This window comes from Actibacterium sp. D185-2, from assembly GCF_054954595.1.
On sequence record NZ_JBPWNX010000002.1, the window covers coordinates 309,188 to 332,710 of the forward strand.

Consider the following 23,523-nt stretch of genomic DNA (forward strand, 5'->3'; position numbering starts at 1 on the left):
GCCGAAACAATCGGAGGAAAACTGATGGATGGCACGGTTCTGGTCGCAGATGACGACCGCACGATCCGCACGGTACTGACCCAGGCCCTGACGCGCGCGGGCTGCAAGGTACATGCGACCTCGTCGCTGATGACGCTGATGCGCTGGGTCGAGGAGGGCAAGGGCGATCTGGTGATTTCAGACGTGATCATGCCCGATGGCAACGGGCTGGAAATGCTGCCCAAGATCAGCCTGGAACGGCCCGGCCTGCCGGTGATCGTGATCTCGGCGCAAAACACGATCATGACCGCGATTCAGGCGGCCGAGGCCGAGGCCTATGATTACCTGCCCAAGCCCTTCGACCTGCCCGATCTAATGAAACGCGCCGCGCGGGCGCTGGAATCCAAACGCCGGGCGCCGGCACCGCGGACCGAGATCATGCGCGAAGGGTCCGACGATCTGCCGCTGGTCGGGCGCACGCCGCAGATGCAGGCGCTGTACCGGCTGGTGGCGCGGGTGATGAACACCGATCTGGCGGTTCTGATCACAGGCGAAAGTGGCACCGGAAAATCGCTGATCGCCCGGGCGATCCATGATTTTTCCGACCGGCGCACCTTGCCCTTCGTGGCGGCCTCGGCCTCTGATCTGACCGGGATGGACGGCCCGTCCGAGCTGTTGGCGCGGGCGCGGGGCGGCTCGATCCTGTTTGACGAAGTGTCGGATCTGGATCCCGAGGCGCAGGCGCGCATCGTGCGGATGCTGGACGCGTTCGGCGACAACGCGCCGCGGATCATGGCCACCTCGCAGACCGACCTGATGGGCCGGATGGAGGCGGGCGCCTTTCGTCAGGATCTGTTCTATCGCCTGGGCGGGGTCACGGTGAACGTGCCCTCGTTGCGCGAGCGGGTCGATGACATCCCGCTGCTGGCCGAGCATTTCCTGGCCCGCGCCGAACGCGAGGGCCTGTCCCTGCGTCGCTTTGCCGATGATGCGATGGAACTGATCCGCGCCTATAGCTGGCCGGGCAATGTGCGGCAGCTGGAAAACACCATCCGCCGGCTGGTCGTGACCTCGTCCGAGGATGTGATTTCCCGCGCCGAGGTAGAATCGGTGCTGGGCAGCCAGCCCGAGATCGAGCCGCTGGTGGGGGGGGGCGAGGGCGAAAAGCTGTCCTCGTCGGTGGCCAAGCATCTGCGCCGCTATTTCGACCTGCATGGCGGGGTGTTGCCGCCGCCGGGGCTGTATGGCCGGATTCTGCGCGAGGTCGAACTGCCGCTGATCGAGATCGCACTGGACGCGACCGGCGGCAATCAGGCGAAATGTGCAGATCTGCTGGGCATCAACCGAAATACGTTGCGCAAGAAGATCACCGATCTGGATATTCGCGTGACACGTCGCCGCAAATTGATGTAAATGGGCAACATGGGCGTTGCCGTTCGGTGTCAGGCCGAAAGCGGGCGCGTCTGAATGGCGGTAAGTCGCGGAAAGCGACGCAATAAGAAGAGGCTGGTGGTGCGAAGCCCTGCGCGGAGCGCAACCTGGGAGCGGCTGGTGCGACTGCGCCGCCAGCGCCGTGTGGAAAACGCGGCGACGCTGGGTCTGGTGATTCTCGGCCCGCTTCTGGCTATTGCAACATTTCTGATGCTCGGGCCCCTTGGTCAGGGGGCCTCGTCACTCTGGTTGCGCACGGTTCTGCTGGGCGATCTGGTCTATGTTCTGGTCGTCGCCACGCTGGTGCTGCAGCGCGTGGCGCAGATGATCGCGGCACGGCGGCGCCAGTCCGCGGGGTCGCGGCTGCACCTGCGCCTGACCGGCGTGTTCGCGCTGGTCGCGCTGATTCCCACGGTGCTGGTGGCGGTTTTTGCCGGGCTGACGATCCATACCGGGCTCGAAGGCTGGTTTTCCGAGCGGGTGCGCCAGGTGGTCGGCACCTCGCTGGCGGCGGCGCAGGCCTATGAGACCGAGCACCGCGACGGGCTGACCGACGATGCCGAGGCGATCGCCGGCTATCTGAACCTGACCCGGCAATCGACATTCTTCCTGACCGATGGCGAGATCAGGCAGGCGCTGACCACGGTTCAGTCGCAGGTGCAGCGCGGGTTGAAAGAGGCGTTCGTGATCGACGCCAACGGCGAGATCCGCGCCCGCGGCGAACGTTCGTACCTGTTCGACTATGAACGGCCCACCCCGGCCCAGATCGCCCGCGCCGAGCAGGGTGAAACCGTGGTGATCGAGGATTGGGACAACAACGAATACCGCGCCCTGATCAAGCTGGACGCCTATGTGGACCGTTTTCTGTTCGTGTCGCGCGTGGTGGATGGCGATATCCTGAACCTGCTTGACGAAACCCAGGCCACGGCCGGCATCTATCAGCAACTCGAAAGCGATCGCGGCCGGATCCTGTTCGAGTTCAGCCTGCTTTACATCGGCTTTGCGGTGATCTTGATTCTGGCGGCGATCTGGCTGGGCCTGTGGTTCGCGGAACGGCTGTCACGCCCGGTGGGGCGGCTGGCGGGGGCGGCACAGCGGATCGGCACAGGGGATCTGGACGTGCGCGTGCTAGAGGAACCGGGCGATGACGAGATCGCCATGCTGGGCCGGATCTTCAATCAGATGACCCGGCAGCTGAAGGGCCAGCGCGACACGCTGATGGAGAATAACCGTCAGATCGAGCGCCGGCGGCGGCTGTTCGATTCGGTGCTGTCCTCGGTCACATCGGGTGTGATCGGGCTGGATGCGACCGGACGGCTGGAATTTCAGAACCGCTCGGCGCTGCGGCTGCTCGACATGGACAAGGCCGATGAGGCCGCGCTGCCGCTGGAGGTCGCGGTGCCCGAATTCGCCCCGCTGTTCACGCGGCTGCGCAGCAGGGGGGCCGAGGCCGCGCAGGACGAGATCAAGGTGCTGCGCCTGGGCAAGATGGAAAACCTGCTGGTGCGCATGGCGACGCGGCGCAACGCGGCCGGGCAGCTTGAAGGCTATGTGGTCGCCTTCGACGATGTGACCGATCTGGTGACGGCGCAGCGCATGGCCGCCTGGGGTGACGTGGCCCGCCGCATCGCGCATGAGATCAAGAACCCGCTGACCCCGATCCAGCTGTCGGCCGAACGCATCAAGCGCAAGTTCCGCCCGCTGGTGGGCGATGAGGCCGAGGCGCTGGACCAATATACCGACGTGATCATCCGCCAGACCGCCGATCTGCGCCGGATCGTCGACGAGTTTTCCAAATTCGCACGGATGCCCGAACCCGACCGCCGGATCGGCGATCTGGTGGCGCAGGTTCGCGATGCGGTGCTGTTGCAGGAAAACGGCCAGCCCGATGTCCGCTTCGTGACCGAGCTGCCCGACGGGCCGGTGCTGGCCGAGCTTGACGGGACGATGATTTCGCAGGCGCTGACAAACCTGATCAAGAACGCGGGCGAAGCTATTGAAACATTGGTGGAAAAGGGCGCTCCAGACGGGTTCGCACCGGAAATCCGCATATCGCTGACGGTGCAGGACGATGTCGCGCTCATCCGTATCTGCGACAACGGGATCGGTCTGCCCGAGGATCGCGCGCGGTTGTTCGAACCCTATGTGACGACCCGCGACAAGGGCACCGGGCTGGGCCTGCCGATCGTGAAGAAGATCATCGAGGAACATGGCGGCGCGCTGGCTCTGATCGATGCGCCGATCTTTGACGGAAACAACCACCACGGCGCGCAGGCCGAAATTCGCCTGCCGCTGGCCGATGCGGGTGTGCAGCGGCCGGATACAGCCGTGGCCGAATAGCGTAAAGAGGATTGGGTATATGGGCGACATTCTGATCACCGATGACGAACGCGACATCCGCGAGCTGATCTCGGACATCCTGCGCGACGAGGGCTACAGCACCCGGCTGGCGGGCAATTCCGACGACTGCATGCAGGCGATCAACGAAGAGCCGCCGGCGCTGATGATTCTGGATATCTGGCTCAAGGACAGCCGGATGGACGGCATCGACATTCTGACCCAGGTCAAGCGCGACAACCCCGATATTCCGATTGTCATCATCTCGGGGCATGGCAATATCGAAATCGCGGTGGCGGCGATCAAGCAGGGCGCCTATGACTTCATCGAAAAGCCCTTCAACATCGACCAGTTGCTGGTGGTGATCCGCCGCGCGATGGAAACCTCGCGCCTGCGCCGCGAAAATCTTGAACTGAAGCGCCGCGATGTCACCTCGGCCGAGATGGTCGGATCAAGTTCTGCCTTCAAGGCGCTGAAATCACAGCTTGAAAAGGTCACGAAATCAAATGGCCGGGTGATGCTGACCGGCCCGGCCGGCAGCGGCAAAGAGGTGGCCGCGCGCTATATCCACGCCAATTCAAACCGCGCTGCGGGCCCGTTCGTGACGGTCAATTCGGCCTCGATCGCGCCCGACCGGATGGAAGAGGTCCTGTTTGGCCGCGAAACGCCCGAACGCGGGGTCGAACCCGGCCTGCTGGAACAGGCGCATGGCGGCGTGCTCTATTTCGACGAGGTGGCCGACATGCCGATCGGCACCCAGTCCAAGATCCTGCGGGTGCTGGTCGATCAGCAGTTCCAGCGCGTCGGCGGGGCGGCAAAGATCCGGGTCGATATCCGGGTGATTTCCAGCACCAACGGCAACCTCGCGGCCGAAATCGAGGCCGGAAATTTCCGCCAGGAACTGTATCACCGGCTGAACGTGGTGCCGATCGCGGTGCCCGCGCTGGATGAGCGGCGTGAGGACATTCCAGAACTGTCGGCCCATTTCATAGCCGAATTCAACCGCGTTCAGGGCCTGCCCCTGCGCGAGATGAGCGATGAAGCCCAGGCGCTGCTGCAGACCATGCTGTGGCCGGGCAATGTGCGCCAGTTGAAAAACGTGATCGAGCGGGTGCTGATCCTGGGCGATGGCAACGGCCCGATCTCCGTGGCCGAATTGCCGATGCCCGCCGAGCAGCCGCACGAGGAGGGACGCATGATGCTGTCGGGTCCGCTGGCCACCCTGCCGCTGCGCGAGGCGCGCGAGTTGTTCGAGCGCGAATATCTGCTGACCCAGATCAACCGTTTCGGCGGCAATATCAGCCGCACCGCCACATTCGTGGGGATGGAACGCTCGGCCCTGCACCGCAAATTGAAATCGCTGGGTGTGGTGACGAGCAACAAGACCGGGGCGCGGGTCGCCCATGTCGAAAGCGACAGCGAGGTCGATTGACGGGTTTCGCCGCATCTGCGATGGATGAGTTTCACTTCGCATCCGGGGCGCGATCATGAAGGTCATCATATGTGGCGCAGGCCAGGTCGGCTGGCAGATCGCGCGCCACCTGTCCAACGAAAAGAACGACGTCACCGTTGTCGACAACAATCCCGATCTGGTGCGCCGCGCGACCGATACGCTGGACGTGCAGGGGGTCGCGGGGTTTGCCTCCTATCCCGACATTCTGGACCGGGCCGGCGCGCGCGACGCCGACATGATCATCGCGGCCACCTATTCGGACGAGGTGAACATGGTCACCTGTCAGGTGGCGCATTCGGTCTTCGCCATCCCGCGCAAGATCGCGCGGCTGCGCAGCCAAAGCTATCTGACGGCGATCTATTCCGACCTCTATCGCCGCGATCACATGCCGATCGACGTGGTGATCAGCCCCGAGCGCGAGGTGGCCGAGGCCGCGCTGCAACGGCTGGCCGCGCCGGCGGCGTTCGATACCGAAAGCTTTCTGGACGGGCAGGTGCAGCTTCTGGGGATTTCCATCGACGCCGACTGCCCGGTGATCAACACCCCGCTGCGCCAGCTGACCGACCTGTTTTCAACCTTGCGCGCGCTGGTGGCCGGGGTGCGCCGCGATGGCACGCTGTTCGCGCCCGAAGCGGCCGATCAGCTGTTCCCCGACGATCAGATCTATGTCTTCGTCCATACCGAGGACGTGAAGCGGACGCTGGAGATTTTCGGAAAATCCACCAAAAAGCAGGAGCGCGTGGTGATCATCGGCGGCGGCAACGTGGGGCTTGCGGTGGCACAGGCGCTGGAAACCCGCACCGAACGGATCCGCGCCAAGGTGATCGAAAAGAACCGCGGCCGGGCCGAACGCGCGGCGGATGCGCTGGAACGCACCATCGTGCTGCATGGCGACGGCATGGACATGGCGCTGCTGACCGAGGCCAGCATCGACCGCGCCGACGCGGTTCTGGCGGTCACCGATGACGACAAAACCAACCTTCTGGCCTCGGTCCGGGCCAAGGCGGCGGGCTGTCCGATGGCGATCTGTCTGGTCAACGATCCCTCGCTGGTGCCGATGATGGGGCCGTTGGATATCGACGCCCATATCAACCCGCGCGCCACCACCGTCAGCTCGATCCTGCGCCATATCCGCCACGGCCGGGTGCGCGGCGTCTATTCCATCGGCGACGCCGAGGGCGAGGTGATCGAGGCACAGGTGCTGTCGACCTCGCCGATCTCGGGGCAGATGATCCGCGATATCGACTTTCCGCAAGGGGTGCTGGTGGGCGCGATGAAGAAGGGCACCAAGGTGATCCGCCCCGATGGCAGCACCCGCATCGACGAGGGCGACGTGATCGTCCTGTTCTGCCTGGCCGCCGATGTGCCCGAGGTGGAGCGCCTGTTGCAGGTCTCCATCGACTTTTTCTGACGCGATGCACCGCCTGCTGAATATCCCGTTGATGGTCATCCTGATGGGCATCGCCGCGCTGGCCATGTTCCTGCCGGCCTTTCATGCGATGGTGCTGCACGATCTGTCGACGGCGCGCAGCTTTTTCTATGCGTTCCTGCTGTTTTTGTTTCTGGCGCTGATCCTGGGCATCACCACCTATAACGGCCGGGCGCGCAATCTGGCGCGCAGCCATCTGCTGGCGCTGCCGGCGACCTTCGCGTTGCTGCCGCTGATGCTGGCGGTGCCCTTCGCCGAAGCGGTGCCCGACACCACTTTTCTGAGCGCTTATTTCGAGATGGTTTCCAGCCTGACCACCACCGGGGCAACGCTGTTCGACGACCCCGCGCGGCTGCCGGATTCGGTGCATCTGTGGCGCGCGCTGGTCGGTTGGCTGGGCGGCTTTTTCGTCTGGGTGACCGCGATCGCCATTCTGGCGCCGATGAATCTGGGTGGGTTTGAGGTGATCTCGACCGACACGATCGACCGCGGCGCTCGCCCGGTCGAGGACAGCGTGCGCACCACCGACCCGCGCGAGCGGCTGCTGCGCTATAGCGCCCAGCTTTTGCCGGTCTATGCCGGGCTGACGGCGCTGCTGTGGCTGCTGCTGATCCTGGCGGGCGAGGATTCGTTTATCGCCGCCTGCCATGCGATGTCGACCCTGGCCACCAGCGGCATCTCGCCGGTGGGCGGGCTGCAGGGGGCGCAGGCGGGCATTCCGGGCGAGATGTTCATCTTCGTGTTCTTCGCCTTCGCCCTGTCGCGCCAGACCTTTACCCCCGATGCCGGGCGCGACGGCTGGCGCCGCCTGACCCGCGACCCCGAATTCGCCATGGGGCTGGGCTGTGTCGCGGTGGTGCCGATGTTCCTGTTCCTGCGTCACTGGCTGGGGGCCTATGACGTGGACGAGCAGCAGAATATCGTTGCCGCGCTGCACGCGCTGTGGGGATCGGTGTTTTCGGTGCTGTCGTTTCTGACCACCACCGGCTTTGCCTCGGCCGACTGGGCCCAGGCGCGCGACTGGTCGGGGCTACAGACGCCGGGCCTGGTTCTGCTGGGGCTGGCGCTGACCGGGGGCGGGGTGGCGACCACGGCGGGCGGGGTGAAACTGTTGCGGGTCTATGCGTTGTACAAGCACGGGCTGCGCGAGATGGAAAAGCTGGTCCATCCGTCGTCGGTGGGCGGCGCGGGCGCTTTTGCGCGACATATCCGGCGGCACGGCGCCTATGTGGCCTGGGTGTTTTTCATGCTGTTCGCGCTGTCGATCGCCGTGGTGATGACCGCGCTGTCGCTGACCGGGCTCAGTTTCGAGGATGTCACGATCCTGTCGGTTTCGGCGCTGTCGACGACCGGCCCTTTGGCGGCGGTGGCGGGCGAGATCCCGATCCAGTTTTCCGAGCTGGGCGTCGCCGGAAAGCTGATCGTGGCGGCGGCCATGGTCTTGGGCCGACTGGAAATGCTGGCCATTATCGCGCTTTTGAACCCGGAATTCTGGCGGCAGTAATGCCGCGCCCGCAACATCATCGGGTAAAACGCCGTTATTTGGGCTGGAATCTCCCGAAACTGCACTCCATACTTAGTGCGTACGCGCGAAGGATTGCCCCGTTTTTAGGGGCCAAGCATCAAAAAAGGCAAGAAAAACAATGGCTGCCGATAAACAGAACCTGCAGGACGCCTTTCTGAACCACGTCCGGAAGACAAAGGTTCCGGTAACGATATTCCTGATCAACGGGGTCAAGCTGCAAGGCGTGATTACCTGGTTCGACAATTTCTGTGTGCTGCTGCGCCGCGACGGCCAGTCGCAGTTGGTTTACAAACACGCGATTTCCACGATCATGCCGGCCCAGCCGATCAACCTCTATGATGGTGAGGAATAATTTCGGGCTTTGAAGATCACCGCCCCACGCCCACCCGGGCCTGGGTGCTGCATCCCGATATAGCATCCGATCGGCAGCGCCGCCCCGCGGCCCCCGCATTGGAAGAAGCCGTGGCTCTGGCTGCCGCGCTCCCCGGTCTTGCGGTCGTGGGGGCTGAAATCGTGCCGCTGTCGAAGATGCGCGCAGGCTATCTGTTCGGTTCGGGCAAGATCGAGGAAATCGGCGCGCGGCTGAAGGCGGCCGAGGTCACGCTGGTGCTGGTCGATGGTCATGTGACCCCGGTGCAGCAGCGCAATCTGGAACGCGACTGGGACGTCAAGCTGCTGGATCGCACCGGCCTGATCCTGGAAATTTTCGCCGATCGCGCCCGCACCCGCGAAGGCGTGCTGCAGGTCGATCTGGCCGCGCTCAGCTATCAGCGGACCCGGCTGGTGCGCGCCTGGACCCATCTGGAACGCCAGCGCGGCGGGCTCGGCTTTGTCGGCGGCCCCGGCGAGACCCAGATCGAGGCCGACCGCCGCGCCATCGACGAGGCGATCACGCGGCTGAAGCGGCAATTGTCCAAGGTGGCCAAGACCCGCGATCTGCATCGCGCCGCGCGCAAGAAGGTGCCGTTCCCGGTGGTGGCGCTGGTCGGCTATACCAATGCCGGCAAATCGACGCTGTTCAACCGTCTGACCGGGGCCGAAGTGATGGCCAAGGACATGTTGTTCGCCACGCTGGATCCGACGATGCGCGGGGTCACACTGCCGTCGGGGCGCAAGGTGATCCTGTCCGATACGGTGGGGTTCATCTCGGATCTGCCGACGCAACTTGTGGCGGCGTTCCGCGCCACGCTGGAAGAGGTGCTGGAGGCCGATCTGATCGTGCATGTGCGCGACATCGCCCATCCCGACAGCGAAGCGCAGGCGCGCGACGTGCGGGCCATTCTGGCCGATCTGGGTGTGGCCGAGGCGACCCCGGTGATCGAGGTATGGAACAAGATCGACCAGTTGGCGCCCGAGCGCCGCGAGGCGTTGCAGATCAAGGCCGACCGGGAACCGGCGCTGTTCAGCCTGTCGGCCCTGACCGGCGAAGGGATCGACACGTTGCTGGATGCCGTGTCGGAGGCGCTGAGCGAGGCCAAGACCGAACGCGAAATCACGCTGGGCTTCAACGAGGGCAAGCGCCGCGCCTGGCTGTTCGATCAGGATGTCGTCGTGCACGAGGCGCAGACCGAGGACGGTTATGTGCTGACGGTGCGCTGGACCGCACGCCAGGAAGCGCGGTTCCGCGACGTATAGGCGGGCAGGGGCCTTAGCCCTGCGCCACCGCGCGCAGCGTCACCGCCAGATCGCCGTAGCCGGTAAAGCGCCGCTCGAAACGCAGACCCAGCCGGGCGGCGTGTTCCGCGGCCTGCGCGGTCAGCGCCGGATCGTCGGTCTGGGCCTGATAGACCAGGGTTTCGTAATTGTCGAAATACATCTCCAGCAATTCGGGGTGGCGGTCCAGCCCAAGGGGTTTCCATACGAAGGCATCGAACTGGCGCACCAGAAAATCGGTCAGATAAAAGCTCGTGACCTCGGCCCGCTCCGCGAAGGCGGCGTTGCCTTCGAAGAACGAATAGCAATGCGGCCCCTCGATCATGCCCACGCCCATCCGGTCGCAGGCGGCCTGCAGCAGCCCGCCGGTGCCGCAATCGGCATAAACCACGAAGATTTCATCATAATCGGCCCGGTGCTGCGCCACCGCCTGTTCCACCGCCGGGGTGATCCGGTCGGGGTGATTGTGCAGGATCGCGGGCAGGCAGGTCAGGCTGATATGGTCCCAGCCATTGGCGGCGATCAGCGCCAGAATCTCATGCGCCAGCGCGCCGCAGGCCAGCAGCAGGATACGGGCCCTGGGGGCGGGAATCTCCAACCCCTTGGTCGTCAGGATCTTGTCGTCGGGTGTCATGTCATGATCCGCGCGGCGCAAGCCAGCGCCACAGGACCGCCGCGCCAAGCGCCAGCGGCAGGCCCAGCCCGGCGACGGCGGGAAACTGCGCCGCGACATACACGGTCACCCCGGCGGCAACGATGACGGCAGCAAGGATAACGACCAGTCGGGACAGCGGCATTGCATTCTCCTTTCCCCATTATCTGGGGGCGGATGCAGGCGAAGAAAACCCCGCCGCCGCACCAAGAGCGTTCCGGCCGTACCCGTGTCAGCCCGCCAGTTGGTTGTGCCGGCGGGCGATGAAATCCTTGGCGGTTTCCACCGCCACGGCCGCATCGCGGCAATAGGCATCGGCGCCGATCGCTTTGCCGAATTCCTCGTTCAGCGGCGCGCCGCCGACCAGCACGATGTAATCGCCGCGCTTGCCCTGTTCCTTCAGCGTGTCGATGACGACCTTCATGTAGGGCATGGTGGTGGTCAGCAGGGCGGACATGCCCAGAATGTCGGCCTCTTCACGCTCCAGCGCTTCCAGATAGGATTCGACCGCATTGTTGATGCCCAGATCGACGATCTCGAATCCTGCACCTTCCATCATCATGCCGACCAGATTCTTGCCGATGTCGTGGATATCGCCCTTCACCGTGCCGATCACCATCTTGCCCATGCGCGGCGCGCCGGTTTCGGCCAGCAGCGGTTTCAGGATCGCCATGCCGGCCTTCATCGCGCCGGCGGCCAGCAGCACCTCGGGGACGAACAGGATCCCGTCGCGAAAGTCGTTGCCGACAACCGTCATGCCCGCCACCAGGGCCTCGGTCAGAACCCTGTAAGGGGTCCAGTCGCGGCTCAGCAGGATTTCGACCGCTTCGACGATCTCGTCTTTCAGACCGTCATACAGGTCGTCGTGCATTTGCAGCACAAGCTCGTCATCGGGTAGTTCCGACAGAATGATGTCGTCTTCTTCCTCGGCCATTTCGTTATCTCCCATCCGGGGCGGTGTTCGCGCGGGTTGATGTGTATTTGATCTGATTGCGGCGGGCACAGTTGGCGGATTGCGACATGGGCGCAGGCGCAACCGACCTGTACGCGGCGTTTTTCGCCGCCGGGCGCTGCGGGCACTGGTGCCGGCTGCGTGAATGTTCTATTTTCGTTCCATGTCCGACTCCGAACAACATGAGATCCCTTCCGCGCGCCGACCCGGCCGCGCCTCGGCCAGTAACCACACCGGCCGGTTCGAACCCTATGCCCGTGTGGCGGTGGCGGACGGCTGGACGCCGGATGAGGATTTGCCGCCGGTGCGCACCGAGGTGCGGCTGGAACGGCCGCGCAGCGTGATCACGCGCAACAGCTCGCCCGATGTGCCGTTCGACCGTTCGATCAACCCCTACCGGGGCTGCGAACACGGCTGCATCTATTGCTTCGCCCGTCCGACCCATGCCTATCTGGGGCTGTCGCCGGGGCTCGATTTCGAGACCCGACTGATTGCCCGCCCGACCGCGCCCGAGGTTCTGGCGCGTGAGCTGTCCAAGCCAAGCTACCAGCCCCGGGTGATTGCCATCGGCACCAATACCGACCCCTATCAGCCGATCGAGCAGGAGCACCGCATCATGCGCCGCATCCTGGAGGTGCTGCTGGACTTTCGCCACCCGGTCACAATCGTCACCAAGGGCACGCTGATCGAGCGGGACGTGGATATCCTGGCCGACCTGGCGGCGCTTGATCTGGTGCGCGTCGGCATTTCCGTCACCACGCTGGACCGCAAGCTGGCCCGCGCGATGGAACCACGGGTGCCCGCGCCCGAGCGACGGCTGCGCGCGATCCGCACCCTGGCGGAGGCCGGGGTCGCGGTGCGCGCCATGGTGGCCCCCGTCGTGCCCGCCCTGACCGATCACGAGGTCGAAGCGATCCTGGCCCGCTGCCACGATGCGGGCGCGGTGGCGGCAAGCTGGGTCATGCTGCGGTTGCCGCAGGAGGTGTCGCCGCTGTTTCAGGACTGGCTGGCCGCGCATACCCCCGACCGCGCCGCGCGGGTCATGGGCCATGTGCGCGCGATGCATGGCGGGCGCGATTATTCGGCCCAATGGGGCAAGCGGATGCGCGGCGAGGGCGCTTATGCCCGGTTGATCGGCGCGCGGTTCCGCCACGCGGTGGCGCGGCTGGGGCTGGACGCAGATCTGCCGCCACTGACCTGCGCGCGGTTCCGTGTGCCGCCCCGGCCCGGCGATCAGCTGTCGTTGTTCTGACATCGGCGCGGGCTCAGCCCCGGCGGCGGCGGCGCGGACGGGCCGGCGCGGCCGCATCGTCGCCGGTGCCGTCCGAGGCCGAGGAATAGCCGCCCAGCTTTTCGGCGATTTCCTCCAGCGTCGGGCGCGGGCCGCGCGGGCGGGTTTCCAGCGCTTCGCGCATCGCACGCAGATGATCGGGCGTGGTGCCGCAGCAGCCGCCGATGATCGTGGCGCCGCAATCGCGGGCCAGCACCGCGTAATCGGCCATCAGCGCGGGCGTGCCATCGTAATGGATGTGGCCATGCACATATTTCGGAATGCCGGCATTGCCCTTGGCGATCAGCGGCAGCGTGGTCCCGGTGGCGGCAAAGCCCAGCACGGTGCGCAGCAGGTCGGACGCGCCGACACCGCAATTGGCACCAAACGCCAGCGGCGGATAGGGCAGCTTTTCCACCATCGAGGCCATGTCGGACGAGGTGATCCCCATCATCGTGCGCCCGGCGGTGTCGAAGCTCATGGTGCCGCACCAGGGCATCCCGGCCAGGCGCGCGGCCTCGCCCGCGGCCTTGTATTCATCCTGCGCGCTGATCGTTTCGACCCACAGCACATCGGCGCCGCCTTCTTTCAGGCCCTCGGCCTGTTCATGGAAAATCTCCACCGCCATGGCATAGGACAGCGGCCCCATCGGCTCCATGATCTCGCCGGTCGGGCCGACCGAGCCTGCCACCACCACCGGATGATCGGCGGCATCGGCCACCTCGCGGCCCAGTTCGGCGGCGACGCGGTTCAGCTCGCGCACCCGGTTCTCGGCGCTGTGCAGCTTCAGGCGCGAAGCATTGCCGCCGAATGTGTTGGTCAGGAACAGGTCCGACCCCGCCTCGACCGCGCCGCGATAGAGGGTGCGGATCTTTTCCGGCTCGTCGACATTCCACAATTCCGGCGCATCGCCCGAGCTGAGCCCCATGTTGAACAGGTTGGTCCCCGTCGCGCCATCGGCCAGCAGCCAGTCGCGGGTTTCCAGCAGGCGGGTCAGGGCGTTGCTCATGGGGTGTCCTTTCGACAAACGGGAAGGGCGGCCCGAAAGCCGCCTTTGGCCGCGACAGGTGCCATGATCGGCGCGCGGGTGCAAATTCTTATTGGTCATAATCATGTTGAAGGCGGCGCATGTTCGCCGTGCATTCAGGCGTCGGGCGCAAAATCCCGCGCGTGATGTCAGCGCGGCGTGCGGCGGCACGAAAAAGCGTGCCGAGGGTGTCCCGGCACGCTTTCTTTCAGATCACGGCGTGATCTCAGATTTCTTCCATCAACTGGGTCTTGGCCGCAGCCAGAAGCTCCAGCATCTTGGTGCGGATGGTGATCTCGTCGGCCTTGTCGCCCAGATCGCCCGACACTTTGCGGAACACATCTTCGCGGCCGGCCTCGATGAAATCGGCGTGGATGACGTCGCGCGCATAGGCTTCGGCCTCTTCGGCGGACTTGCCCATCAGCGAGGCGGCCCAGAGTCCCAGAAGCTTGTTCGCACGGGCATGCGCCTTGAAGCTCAGCTCTTCGTCATGGGCGAATTTGTTCTCGAATGCGCTTTCGCGCTCGTCGAAGGTGGTCATCGGCCTTGCTCCTCCAGATTCTTGTCGGGGGGGTTTTTAAGGGATTGTTTAACATATTCATAGGGGTCGTGGGTGCTACATTCCGGGCAAAATGGTCCCGGCACGTCAGGTTTTGCGGCCTGTCTTGCTCTGAGCACGGGCTTGGCATATGAGAAGCGCAAGAACGGGCGTGGCATAAAGGCCTGACGCCCGAGGATCGGAGATTCCATGGCACGGCGCAAAAAGATCTACGAAGGCAAGGCGAAGATTCTTTATGAAGGCCCCGAACCGGGTACCCTTGTGCAGTATTTCAAGGACGACGCGACCGCCTTCAACGCCGAAAAGAAGGCGACGATCGAAGGCAAGGGCGTGCTGAACAACCGCCTGAGTGAATTTTTCATGACGGGCCTGAACACGATCGGCGTGCCGACCCATTTCCTGAAACGCATCAACATGCGCGAACAGCTGATCCGCGCGGTCGAGATCATTCCGCTGGAAGTGATCGTGCGAAATTTCGCCGCCGGGTCGATGGCCAAACGGCTGGGCATGGAAGAGGGCACGCCGCTGCCGCGCCCCATCGTCGAGTTTTCCTACAAGGACGACGCGCTTGGCGATCCGCTGGTGCCCGAGGAATATATCATCACCTTCGGTTGGGCCAGCCAGCAGGATCTGGACGATATCGTAGCGCTGGCGCTGCGGGTCAATGATTTCATGTCGGGCGTCATGTATGGCGTCGGCATCAAGCTGGTCGATTTCAAGATCGAGATCGGCCGCGTCTACGAAGGCGACTACATGCGCCTTGTCGTGGCGGACGAGATCAGCCCCGACAGTTGCCGGCTGTGGGACATCAAGACCGGCCAGAAGCTGGACAAGGACGTGTTCCGCCGCGATCTGGGCAGCCTGACCGACGCCTATACCGAGGTGGCCAAGCGGCTGGGCGTCATGCCCACCAACGTCACCCATGCCAACAAGCCCACGCTGATCAACTGAAGGAAGCCCCGATGAAAGCCCGCGTACACGTCATGCTGAAAAACGGTGTTCTCGATCCGCAGGGCGAGGCCGTGCGCCACGCCCTGGGCACGCTTGGCTTCGACGGGGTCGAAGGGGTGCGCCAGGGCAAGGTGATCGAGCTGGACCTGGCCGAAACCGACACCGCCAAGGCCGAGGAAACCGTCAAGGCGATGTGTGAAAAGCTGCTCGCCAACACGGTGATCGAAAGCTATTCGGTGGAGATCGCCTGATGCGCAGCGCGGTCATCCAGTTTCCCGGTTCCAACTGCGACCGCGATCTGGTCGTGGCGCTGAACGCAGTGGCGGGCAACGAGCGGGCACAGGTCGTCTGGCACAAGGAAACCAGCCTGCCCGACGGGCTGGATCTGGTGGCCATTCCCGGCGGGTTCTCGTTCGGGGATTATCTGCGTTGCGGCGCGATCGCGGCCCGCTCGCCCATTGCGGGGGCGATTGTCGATTTCGCGAACCGGGGCGGCTATGTTCTGGGCGTGTGCAACGGGTTTCAGGTGCTGACCGAAACCGGGTTGCTGCCCGGCGCGCTGATCCGCAACGCGGGGCTGAAATACATCTGCAAGCCGGTTCCGCTGACGGTCGAAACCGCCGACAGCGCGTTTACCGCGGGCTATGACAAAGGGCAGGCGATCACCGTGCCGATCGCGCATCACGATGGCAATTACAACGTCGATGCCGAAACGCTGACCCGGCTGAACGCCGAGGATCGGGTGGCCTTTCGCTATGCCGACAATCCTAACGGATCCGTGCAGGACATCGCCGGGGTACTCAGCGAAAATCGCCGGGTTCTGGGGATGATGCCGCATCCCGAACGTGCCGCCGAGCCCGCCCATGGCGGCACCGACGGGGCGGTTCTGTTTCGTGCGCTGGCCGGGGCGATGGCCCCCGCGTAAGCCCGCGCTTGTCCCCGCGCCATGCGGGGCTTAGATTTGTGCAATGTTGGATAGCACCCATAGCGAGACCCGGACCGCACCGCCCAATGGGGGCCGCGGCTGGCGGACCCGTGCGGTTCTGTTCGGGTTTCTGGCCGTGGCGGTGGGTGTGGTCTGGTTCACCAACAGCTGGCTGACCGAACGCTTTACCGCCAGCACCCGCAACCGCGCCGAGGTGCGGCTGGCGCTCTATTCCGGCAACGTGGTGTCCGAGTTGCAGCGCGCCTCGGTCGTGCCGCTGCTGCTGTCGCGCGACCCGACGTTGATCGACGCGCTGAACTCGGGCGAATATTCGCAAAGCTCGCAACGGTTGATTTCCTATCTGGACGAGATCGGCGCCGCCTCGCTGCTGCTGCTGGACAATACCGGGCGGGTGGTCGCGGCCAGCGATCGCTCCAGGATCGGCAGCAACCTGCGCGCGGCGCATTACTTCGTGGATGCCCAGCGGGCCAATGATACGGTGTTTATCGCAGCCCAAAGCGACCATGGCGCGTTCGAGTTCACCTATTCGCGCAAGATCACCAGCGACCGCCAGACCGTCGGCGTGATCGTCGTCGCGGTGGATCTGGCCAAGCTGGAGGACAGCTGGGCCGGGATTTCGGACGCGGTGATCGTGACCAATTCCGAGGGCCGGATCATCCTGTCGACCGAGCCGCGCTGGCGCGGGCTGGGCGTGGACGAGGCACTGGCCGCGCGATCTGCCCCCAGCGCCATCCAGCGCGCCATTCAGGCCACCGCCGACTGGGCCGCGCTGCCGCCCGACGCCTATCTGCTGGGCGAGGCGGTGATGCGCAACGAGGCGCGGATTCCGTTTCAGGGCTGGCGGCTGGTCAGCTTCACCACCTATTCGTCGATCCGCGAGCGGGTGAACGGCGTGCTGGCGCTGGAGATCATGGGCTTTGCCATCCTGCTGGCGCTGACCTTCTATGTGATGTCGCGCCGGGCGCTGTCGCAATCGGTTTTCTTCCAACGGGAATCGGCAGAACTTCGCGCACTGAACGCAAGGCTGCAGCGAGAAATTGCCGAGCGCGAGAAGGCCGAAAAGAGCCTTGAAGTGGCCGAACAGACGCTGGCGCAAAGCTCCAAACTGGCGGCGTTGGGCGAGATGTCGGCCGCCGTCAGCCACGAGCTGAACCAGCCGCTGGCGGCGATGAAGACCTATCTGGCTGGCGCGCGGCTGCTGCTGCGGCGCAAGCGCCCCGACGAGGCGCTGTCGTCGTTCCAGCGGATCGACGATCTGATCGAGCGGATGGGCGCGATCACCAAGCAGCTCAAAAGCTATGCGCGCAAGGGTGGCGATGCGTTCGAAGCCCTTGATTTCAAGGCATCTTTGTCGTCTGCCCTGTCGATGATGGAACCCCAGCTCAAGCACCGGCAGGTGACGATCACGCGGACCGTGCCGCAGGGGCCGGTGATGGTGATGGGCGACCGCGTGCGGCTGGAACAGGTGATCATCAATCTGCTGCGCAACGCACTGGACGCAACCAAGATGACCCGCGATGCGCAGATCGATCTGATCCTGTCGGCGGGCGAGACGGCAACCCTGACGGTGCGTGACAACGGTCACGGTATCGATGATCTGGAGGCCTTGTTCGAACCCTTCTACACCACCAAGTCACCAGGAGACGGCGTTGGCCTGGGGCTTGCCATTTCCTCGGGCATCGTGAACGACCTTGGCGGACGGCTGACCGCCCGCAACGCCCGTGGCGGCGGCGCCGTGTTCGAAGTGCAACTGCCGATCCTCGGCGAAGAGATCGAGGCGGCGGAATGAGCAACAGACGAGGAGAGCCGATGAACCGCGGCATCAAGATCGCTATCGTGGATGACGAACAGGACATGCGCCAGTCGATCAGCCAGTGGCTGGCATTGTCGGGCTTCGACACTGAAACCTATGCTTCGGCCGAGGATGCGCTGAAGGGCATCGGCTCGGACTATCCGGGCATCGTGGTGTCCGACATCCGGATGCCGGGCATGGACGGCATGGTGTTCCTGAAAAAGCTGATGAGCCAGGACAGCAGCCTGCCGGTGATCATGATTACCGGCCATGGCGACGTGCCGATGGCGGTCGAGGCGATGCGCGTCGGCGCCTATGACTTTCTGGAAAAGCCGTTCAACCCCGACCGGATGACCGAACTGGCCAAGCGCGCGGCGCAGAACCGCCGCCTGACGCTGGACAACCGCGCCCTGCGGCGCGAGCTGTCGGACGGCACGGTGCTGATGAAAAAGCTGATCGGCACCTCGCCGGTGATGGACCGGCTGCGCGAGGATATCCTCGATCTGGGGCAGGCCGACGGTCATGTGCTGATCGACGGCGAAACCGGCACCGGCAAGACGCTGGTGGCCCATGCGCTGCATGCGGTGGGGCCGCGGGCCGGGCGCAAATTCGTCCAGGTGTCCTGTACCGCCTATGCCGAAGGCGATCTGACCACGCGGCTGTTCGGCCCGCCGGGCGCCGACGGCAACCTGCCGCTGGTCGAAGAGGCGCGGGGCGGCACCCTGTGCCTTGAGGATATCGAGGCACTGCCGCAGGCGCTTCAGGCGCGGCTGCTGACCTTCATCAACGATCAGGGCACACCCGCCGAGACCCGGATCATCGCGGTCAGCAACCTGCAAGAGCAGGGCAAGACCTGCGAGGACATGCTGCGCCCCGATCTGTTTTACCGGCTGGCGGCGATGAAGATCACCCTGCCGCCGCTGCGGACGCGCGGCGAGGATATCCTGACCCTGTTCACCCGCCTGTCCGACCAGTTCGCCGACGAATACGGCTGTGACGCACCCGAGGTCAGCGCCCAGGAGGCCGCGCAGCTGTTGCAGGCGCCCTGGCCGGGCAATGTGCGCCAACTGATCAACGTGGCCGAGCGGGCGGTGCTGCAGAACCGGCGCGGCTCGGGGACGATCGCGTCGCTGCTGATGTCGGACGATGACGAAATGCAGCCGGTGATGACCACCGAGGGCAAGCCGCTGAAGGAATATGTCGAGGCGTTCGAGCGGATGCTGATCGACAACACGATGCGCCGCCACAAGGGCTCGATCGTCAATGTGATGGAAGAGCTGTGCCTGCCGCGCCGGACCCTGAACGAGAAGATGGCGAAATACGGGCTCAGCCGCTCCGACTACCTGTAAACCGGGCTGTGGAAAAAACACCATTGTCATTCCCTGCCGTCTGCCGCTAAGGTCGGCGAACGGCAGGCTGTCTGCAAATTGCAGCCCTGCGTTGTACAGTTTCGCTGTTTTTCGCGTCGCCTCGGCACGACGTCCGACCCGACAGAAAGCAGACCGATCGGCCATCTGGCCACAAGATTGACCCGGCCCCAACGTGGGCGGGTTTTACCAACGGATGCCGGTTCCCGGCATCGGAGATAAACCGCGATGGAACGCGTGAGCACGAACAGGCACCAAGCAGGCAGGCATGACGCCGCCTGGCATGCCGTCGTTGCTCAGCCCCACGCCCAAACCAGACACCACCCGCAACGTTCCCGCCCGCCAGGGCCGGGGCGCTTGCTGCGGTGCAAAGAGACACAATGGCTAAGAAAATGCTTATCGACGCCACCCACGCGGAAGAATGCCGCGTTGTGGTGGTTGACGGAACCAGAGTTGACGAGTTCGATTTCGAATCCGTCAACAAACGCCAGCTTGCTGGCAACATCTATCTCGCAAAGGTAACCCGGGTCGAACCGTCGCTTCAGGCGGCCTTTGTCGATTACGGCGGCAACCGCCACGGGTTCCTGGCCTTCTCGGAGATCCACCCGGATTACTATCAGATCCCGGTGGCCGACCGCGAGGCGCTGCTGGCCGAGGAACGCGCCTATGTGCAGTCCCTGGAAGAGGAAGAGGACAAGCCCACACGCTCCAGCTCCAGCCGCTCGCGGTCCCGGTCGCGGTCCAAGCCGAAGGCCGAAACGGCCAAGACCGAAGATGCGGTCGAAACCCGCGATGTGCCCGACTCGATCCCCGGTATGGATGTGGTCGATCTGACCGATGAGACCACCGCGGCCAGCGACGAGGACGCGCCGGGGCAGGAACCCACCGCCGAGGATGCGCAGGTCGAAGAGTCCACCGACGCCACCGACGCTGCGGATAAAAACAACACCGAGGACAACGGGTCGGACAGCGACGAAAACGGCGATTTCTCTGACGCCTCCGACCGCGATTCCGAAATCGAATCCGTCGCCGACGAAGACGTGACCGAGGAAATCCGCCAGCCGCGCAAGCCGCGGCCCAAGCGCTATAAAATCCAGGAAGTCATCAAGGTTCGCCAGATCCTGCTGGTGCAGGTCGTCAAGGAAGAGCGCGGCAACAAGGGCGCGGCGCTGACCACTTACCTGTCGCTGGCCGGCCGTTATTGCGTGCTGATGCCCAACACCGCGCGCGGCGGCGGCATCAGCCGCAAGATCACCAACGTCGCCGACCGCAAGAAGCTCAAGGAAATCGCGGGCGAGATCCTGGTGCCCGAAGGCGCCGGCCTGATCATCCGCACTGCGGGCGCCAATCGCACCAAGTCGGAAATCAAGCGCGACTACGAATATCTGCAGCGGCTGTGGGAACAGATCCGCGAGCTGACGCTGAAATCCGTCGCCCCGGCCCCGATCTATGAAGAGGGCAACCTGATCAAGCGTACGATCCGTGATCTCTATAACCGCGAGATCGACGAAGTGCTGGTCGAGGGCGAGGCCGGCTATCGCGTGGCCAAGGACTTCATGAAGATGATCATGCCGTCCCACGCCAAGAACGTGAAGCATTACACCGACCCGCTGCCGCTGTTCGCACGGTTCCAGGTCGAAAGCTATCTGTCGTCAATGTTCAACCCGACGGTACAGCTGAAATCCGGCGGTTACATCGTGATCGGCGTGACCGAGGCGCTGGTGGCGATCGACGTGAACTCTGGCCGGGCCACCAAGGAAGGTTCGATCGAGGATACCGCGACCAAGACCAACCTGGAAGCCGCCGAAGAGGTGGCCCGCCAGCTGCGTCTGCGCGACCTTGCGGGCCTGATCGTGATCGATTTCATCGACATGGAAGAGCGCAAGAACAACGCCGCCGTCGAGAAGAAGCTGAAGGACAAGCTGAAAACCGACCGTGCCCGCATTCAGGTCGGCCGCATTTCGGGCTTCGGCCTGCTGGAAATGTCGCGCCAGCGTCTGCGCCCCGGCATGATCGAGGCCACGACCCAGCCGTGCCCGCATTGCCACGGCACCGGTCTGCTGCGGTCCGACGACAACCTTGCGCTGTCGATCCTGCGCCAGTTGGAAGAAGAGGGCGTGCGCGGTCGCAGCAAAGAGGTGCTGCTGAAGGCGCCGGTGGGGATCGTGAACTTCCTGGTCAACCAGAAGCGCGAGCATATCGCCCAGATCGAGGCGCGCTATGGCATCTCGGTGCGGATCGAGGCCGACGCGACGCTGATCAGCCCCGATTTCACCATCGAGCGTTTCAAGACCGCCACCCGGACCGTGCCCGAGGTGATCGCGCCGGTGATTTCGGTGGATACCTCCGACATGCCCGAGTTCGAGGAAGAGGACGAGGTTGACGTAGAGGTCGAGGAGGAGCAGGTCGAAACGCCGGGGGCCACCGGCGAAGAGACACCTGCGCCGAAGAAAAAGCGCCGGCGGCGGCGGCGGCGGAAAAGCTCGACCGGCACCAACGGGGGCGAGAGCACCGACGAAGGCGCCGCAGATACGGGTGAAAGCGTCGAGGCACCCGAGGCCCCGGTGACCGAAACCGCCGAGGGTGAAGGCGCCCCCGCAGTGGAAGAGAAGCCCAAATCCGCGCGCAGCAGAAGCCGCAGCCGCAGCCGTTCCAGATCAAGAACGCCGGCGGCCGTGACCGAAGGTGACGAAACCACGCCCGAGGCCGTAAGCACCGAGCCCAAGGCCGATGTGACCGTGCCGGAGGAGACCGCCGCGCCCATGCCGGAAGAACCGGTCGCAGCGCCGCAAGAGACCCCCGCGCCGGTCGCCGAAGAGGCCCCGCAGCCCGCACCGGTTGCCGAGGAAACCCCTGCGCCCGAACCGGAGCCGGTGGCACAGGACCTGCCTGCCGCCGAGCCCGAAGTGGTGCATATGCCCGAGGAGCCCCCGGTTGCCGCCGAGGTTCCGCAAGAGCCCGCGCCGCAGCCCGAGCCCGAACCGGAATATACCGCCGAGGCGCCCGAGGAAGACAACAAGCCGAAAAAACGCGGCTGGTGGTCGATCCGCTAAGCAAGGACAGGGAAGCGCCGGGCCACGCGCCCGGCGTTTTCACATCCGCCGGATCAGATAGGCGCAGACCGGGCCATCCTCGGTCATATCCAGAAATTCATGCCCCGCCTCGGCGCAGAAATGCGGCACATCGACAATCGCGGCGGGATCGTCGGCCAGCAGGCGCAGCACCTGGCCGGGCGTCATCGCGGCCAGCGCCTTTCGTGCGCGCAGCACGGGCAGGGGGCATTTCAGCCCGGTCGCGTCGATCTCGGCGTCATGGGTCATGGCGCATCGCTTTAGGCACGATGTGACAGCATGTCCACGTGAATGTGAGCGCACCCCCCGTGACCTGGGCCGCCGCATTCGTTATGCCGGGCGCAAAAGGGGACCGTGATGTTCGGAATAGAATTGATCGACGCGGGGTTGCTGCCGGCGATGCTCGTGGCGCTGGTGGCGGGGCTGCTGAGCTTCCTCAGCCCCTGCGTGCTGCCGATCGTGCCGCCCTATCTGGCCTATATGAGCGGCATCACCATGACCGAACTCAGCAGCAATCAGGCCCGCGCCCGGCGCCGTGCACTGCTGTCGGCGCTGTTCTTCGTGATGGGCCTGTCGACGGTGTTTCTGTTCCTGGGCTTCACCGCCTCGGCCTTTGGCGCGTTCTTTTTGCAAAACCAGACCTATTTCAACATCGTCGCGGGCGTGATCGTGATGATCTTCGGGGCGCATTTCGTCGGCGCCATCCGCATCCCGTTCATGGAACGCGAGGCGCGGCTGGATGCGGGCGACCGTGGCGGCTCGGCCTTCGGGGCCTATTTGCTGGGGCTGGCCTTCGCTTTTGGCTGGACGCCCTGCATCGGCCCGCAACTGGGCGCGATCCTGTCGATGGCGGCAAGCGAGGCCAACCTGGCGCGTGGCACGCTGCTGCTGGCGGTCTATGCGGCGGGTCTGGGCCTTCCGTTTCTGCTGGTCGCGGCGTTCTTTCCGCGGCTGACCGGGGTCATGGGCTGGATGAAACGCCATATGGAACAGATCGAGCGGATCATGGGCCTGTTGTTGTGGACCATCGGCCTGCTGATGCTGACCGGCGGGTTTTCGTCCTTTTCCTATTGGCTGCTGGAAACCTTCCCCGGTCTTGCCAGCCTGGGCTGAGGCGGCTTACTTTCGC

General features: G+C 64.6%; 21 protein-coding genes and 1 pseudogene. 16 read left to right on the forward strand and 6 right to left on the reverse strand.

Annotated features, from left to right (window positions below):
* Nucleotides 1-24: 24 nt before the first annotated feature.
* The 7 genes from ACSR1C_RS05055 to hflX all read left to right on the forward strand — a co-directional run bounded on the left by ACSR1C_RS05055 (nt 25) and on the right by hflX (nt 9,789).
* Nucleotides 25-1,392 (forward strand): response regulator, encoded by a 1,368-nt coding sequence (locus tag ACSR1C_RS05055; protein ID WP_460258251.1) that lies wholly within the window; start codon nt 25-27, stop codon nt 1,390-1,392.
* A 99-nt stretch (nt 1,393-1,491) separates the two neighbouring features.
* On the forward strand, nt 1,492-3,750 hold the full coding sequence (locus tag ACSR1C_RS05060) for a sensor histidine kinase NtrY-like (RefSeq protein WP_460258570.1): 2,259 nt from the start codon (nt 1,492-1,494) through the stop codon (nt 3,748-3,750).
* 19 nt (nt 3,751-3,769) lie between these two features.
* On the forward strand, nt 3,770-5,179 hold the full coding sequence (gene ntrX / locus ACSR1C_RS05065; protein WP_460258252.1) for a nitrogen assimilation response regulator NtrX: 1,410 nt from the start codon (nt 3,770-3,772) through the stop codon (nt 5,177-5,179).
* Nucleotides 5,180-5,234: 55 nt separating this feature from the next.
* Nucleotides 5,235-6,611, forward strand: a complete 1,377-nt coding sequence (gene trkA, locus ACSR1C_RS05070; protein ID WP_460258253.1) for a Trk system potassium transporter TrkA — start codon at nt 5,235-5,237, stop codon at nt 6,609-6,611.
* Between the two features lie 4 nt (nt 6,612-6,615).
* The gene (locus ACSR1C_RS05075) at nt 6,616-8,133 is read left to right on the forward strand and encodes a TrkH family potassium uptake protein (RefSeq protein WP_460258254.1); all 1,518 of its coding nucleotides are present in this window, start codon (nt 6,616-6,618) and stop codon (nt 8,131-8,133) included.
* 139 nt (nt 8,134-8,272) lie between these two features.
* Nucleotides 8,273-8,506: an RNA chaperone Hfq gene (hfq, locus tag ACSR1C_RS05080; protein ID WP_037206760.1), complete on the forward strand. Its 234-nt coding sequence runs from the start codon at nt 8,273-8,275 to the stop codon at nt 8,504-8,506.
* On the forward strand, nt 8,503-9,789 hold the full coding sequence (hflX, locus tag ACSR1C_RS05085) for a GTPase HflX (RefSeq protein ID WP_460258571.1): 1,287 nt from the start codon (nt 8,503-8,505) through the stop codon (nt 9,787-9,789). The genes hfq and hflX overlap by 4 nt, the downstream gene beginning before the upstream one ends.
* A 13-nt stretch (nt 9,790-9,802) precedes the next feature.
* Here the strand turns inward: hflX and ACSR1C_RS05090 are convergent, their stop codons facing one another.
* From ACSR1C_RS05090 to ACSR1C_RS05100, 3 genes are all read right to left on the reverse strand, one after another.
* Entirely contained in the window at nt 9,803-10,441 is a 639-nt protein-coding gene (locus ACSR1C_RS05090) for a DUF1638 domain-containing protein (protein ID WP_460258255.1), read from the reverse strand.
* Nucleotide 10,442: 1 nt separating this feature from the next.
* Nucleotides 10,443-10,604, reverse strand: coding sequence for a hypothetical protein (locus ACSR1C_RS05095; RefSeq protein WP_460258256.1), 162 nt, complete (start codon nt 10,602-10,604; stop codon nt 10,443-10,445).
* An 87-nt stretch (nt 10,605-10,691) separates the two neighbouring features.
* A complete protein-coding gene (locus ACSR1C_RS05100; RefSeq protein ID WP_460258257.1) occupies nt 10,692-11,393 on the reverse strand; it encodes a corrinoid protein in 702 nt (233 codons plus the stop codon).
* Between the two features lie 163 nt (nt 11,394-11,556).
* On the opposite strand from ACSR1C_RS05100, the gene ACSR1C_RS05105 reads away from it, so the two are divergent.
* Nucleotides 11,557-12,663, forward strand: coding sequence for a PA0069 family radical SAM protein (locus ACSR1C_RS05105; protein ID WP_460258258.1), 1,107 nt, complete (start codon nt 11,557-11,559; stop codon nt 12,661-12,663).
* Nucleotides 12,664-12,676: 13 nt separating this feature from the next.
* Here the strand turns inward: ACSR1C_RS05105 and bmt are convergent, their stop codons facing one another.
* Complete coding sequence (bmt, locus tag ACSR1C_RS05110; protein WP_460258259.1) at nt 12,677-13,690, reverse strand: betaine--homocysteine S-methyltransferase; 1,014 nt, start codon at nt 13,688-13,690, stop codon at nt 12,677-12,679.
* Nucleotides 13,691-13,934: 244 nt separating this feature from the next.
* Nucleotides 13,935-14,249 carry a DUF1476 domain-containing protein gene (locus ACSR1C_RS05115; RefSeq protein ID WP_460258260.1) on the reverse strand — a complete coding sequence of 105 codons (315 nt, stop codon included), beginning with the start codon at nt 14,247-14,249 and terminating at the stop codon, nt 13,935-13,937.
* A 207-nt stretch (nt 14,250-14,456) separates the two neighbouring features.
* On the opposite strand from ACSR1C_RS05115, the gene purC reads away from it, so the two are divergent.
* The 7 genes and pseudogenes from purC (at nt 14,457) to ACSR1C_RS05150 (ending at nt 22,376) form a co-directional block, all read left to right on the forward strand.
* A complete protein-coding gene (purC, locus tag ACSR1C_RS05120; RefSeq protein ID WP_460258261.1) occupies nt 14,457-15,218 on the forward strand; it encodes a phosphoribosylaminoimidazolesuccinocarboxamide synthase in 762 nt (253 codons plus the stop codon).
* An 11-nt stretch (nt 15,219-15,229) separates the two neighbouring features.
* Nucleotides 15,230-15,469 carry a phosphoribosylformylglycinamidine synthase subunit PurS gene (purS, locus tag ACSR1C_RS05125; protein ID WP_460258262.1) on the forward strand — a complete coding sequence of 80 codons (240 nt, stop codon included), beginning with the start codon at nt 15,230-15,232 and terminating at the stop codon, nt 15,467-15,469.
* The gene (purQ, locus tag ACSR1C_RS05130; protein WP_460258263.1) at nt 15,469-16,143 is read left to right on the forward strand and encodes a phosphoribosylformylglycinamidine synthase subunit PurQ; all 675 of its coding nucleotides are present in this window, start codon (nt 15,469-15,471) and stop codon (nt 16,141-16,143) included. The genes purS and purQ overlap by 1 nt, the downstream gene beginning before the upstream one ends.
* Before the next feature lie 1,144 nt (nt 16,144-17,287).
* Nucleotides 17,288-17,461: pseudogene (locus ACSR1C_RS05135) on the forward strand (histidine kinase dimerization/phospho-acceptor domain-containing protein); the annotation flags it as partial.
* A complete protein-coding gene (locus tag ACSR1C_RS05140) occupies nt 17,441-17,953 on the forward strand; it encodes a sensor histidine kinase (RefSeq protein ID WP_460258572.1) in 513 nt (170 codons plus the stop codon). The pseudogene ACSR1C_RS05135 and the gene ACSR1C_RS05140, both read left to right, overlap by 21 nt.
* A gap of 20 nt (nt 17,954-17,973) precedes the next feature.
* The gene (locus tag ACSR1C_RS05145) at nt 17,974-19,305 is read left to right on the forward strand and encodes a sigma-54-dependent transcriptional regulator (protein WP_460258264.1); all 1,332 of its coding nucleotides are present in this window, start codon (nt 17,974-17,976) and stop codon (nt 19,303-19,305) included.
* A 398-nt stretch (nt 19,306-19,703) separates the two neighbouring features.
* Complete coding sequence (locus tag ACSR1C_RS05150) at nt 19,704-22,376, forward strand: Rne/Rng family ribonuclease (RefSeq protein WP_460258265.1); 2,673 nt, start codon at nt 19,704-19,706, stop codon at nt 22,374-22,376.
* Between the two features lie 39 nt (nt 22,377-22,415).
* Here ACSR1C_RS05150 and ACSR1C_RS05155 read toward each other — a convergent pair whose 3' ends face one another.
* Nucleotides 22,416-22,643 carry a sulfurtransferase TusA family protein gene (locus tag ACSR1C_RS05155; RefSeq protein ID WP_460258266.1) on the reverse strand — a complete coding sequence of 76 codons (228 nt, stop codon included), beginning with the start codon at nt 22,641-22,643 and terminating at the stop codon, nt 22,416-22,418.
* Nucleotides 22,644-22,751: 108 nt separating this feature from the next.
* On the opposite strand from ACSR1C_RS05155, the gene ACSR1C_RS05160 reads away from it, so the two are divergent.
* Nucleotides 22,752-23,507 carry a cytochrome c biogenesis CcdA family protein gene (locus tag ACSR1C_RS05160; protein WP_460258267.1) on the forward strand — a complete coding sequence of 252 codons (756 nt, stop codon included), beginning with the start codon at nt 22,752-22,754 and terminating at the stop codon, nt 23,505-23,507.
* The last annotated feature ends 16 nt before the right edge of the window (nt 23,508-23,523 follow it).

Bases quoted from the DNA above. Each gene is read 5' to 3' on its own strand.
- ACSR1C_RS05055 (WP_460258251.1), top strand. From the start codon at position 25: ATGGATGGCACGGTTCTGGTCGCAGATGACGACCGCACGATCCGCACG.
- ntrX (WP_460258252.1), top strand. From the start codon at position 3,770: ATGGGCGACATTCTGATCACCGATGACGAACGCGACATCCGCGAGCTG.
- trkA (WP_460258253.1), top strand. From the start codon at position 5,235: ATGAAGGTCATCATATGTGGCGCAGGCCAGGTCGGCTGGCAGATCGCG.
- ACSR1C_RS05075 (WP_460258254.1), top strand. From the start codon at position 6,616: ATGCACCGCCTGCTGAATATCCCGTTGATGGTCATCCTGATGGGCATC.
- hfq (WP_037206760.1), top strand. From the start codon at position 8,273: ATGGCTGCCGATAAACAGAACCTGCAGGACGCCTTTCTGAACCACGTC.
- ACSR1C_RS05090 (WP_460258255.1), bottom strand. From the start codon at position 10,441: ATGACACCCGACGACAAGATCCTGACGACCAAGGGGTTGGAGATTCCC.
- ACSR1C_RS05095 (WP_460258256.1), bottom strand. From the start codon at position 10,604: ATGCCGCTGTCCCGACTGGTCGTTATCCTTGCTGCCGTCATCGTTGCC.
- ACSR1C_RS05100 (WP_460258257.1), bottom strand. From the start codon at position 11,393: ATGGCCGAGGAAGAAGACGACATCATTCTGTCGGAACTACCCGATGAC.
- ACSR1C_RS05105 (WP_460258258.1), top strand. From the start codon at position 11,557: ATGTTCTATTTTCGTTCCATGTCCGACTCCGAACAACATGAGATCCCT.
- bmt (WP_460258259.1), bottom strand. From the start codon at position 13,690: ATGAGCAACGCCCTGACCCGCCTGCTGGAAACCCGCGACTGGCTGCTG.
- ACSR1C_RS05115 (WP_460258260.1), bottom strand. From the start codon at position 14,249: ATGACCACCTTCGACGAGCGCGAAAGCGCATTCGAGAACAAATTCGCC.
- purC (WP_460258261.1), top strand. From the start codon at position 14,457: ATGGCACGGCGCAAAAAGATCTACGAAGGCAAGGCGAAGATTCTTTAT.
- purS (WP_460258262.1), top strand. From the start codon at position 15,230: ATGAAAGCCCGCGTACACGTCATGCTGAAAAACGGTGTTCTCGATCCG.
- purQ (WP_460258263.1), top strand. From the start codon at position 15,469: ATGCGCAGCGCGGTCATCCAGTTTCCCGGTTCCAACTGCGACCGCGAT.
- ACSR1C_RS05145 (WP_460258264.1), top strand. From the start codon at position 17,974: ATGAACCGCGGCATCAAGATCGCTATCGTGGATGACGAACAGGACATG.
- ACSR1C_RS05150 (WP_460258265.1), top strand. From the start codon at position 19,704: ATGGCTAAGAAAATGCTTATCGACGCCACCCACGCGGAAGAATGCCGC.
- ACSR1C_RS05155 (WP_460258266.1), bottom strand. From the start codon at position 22,643: ATGACCCATGACGCCGAGATCGACGCGACCGGGCTGAAATGCCCCCTG.
- ACSR1C_RS05160 (WP_460258267.1), top strand. From the start codon at position 22,752: ATGTTCGGAATAGAATTGATCGACGCGGGGTTGCTGCCGGCGATGCTC.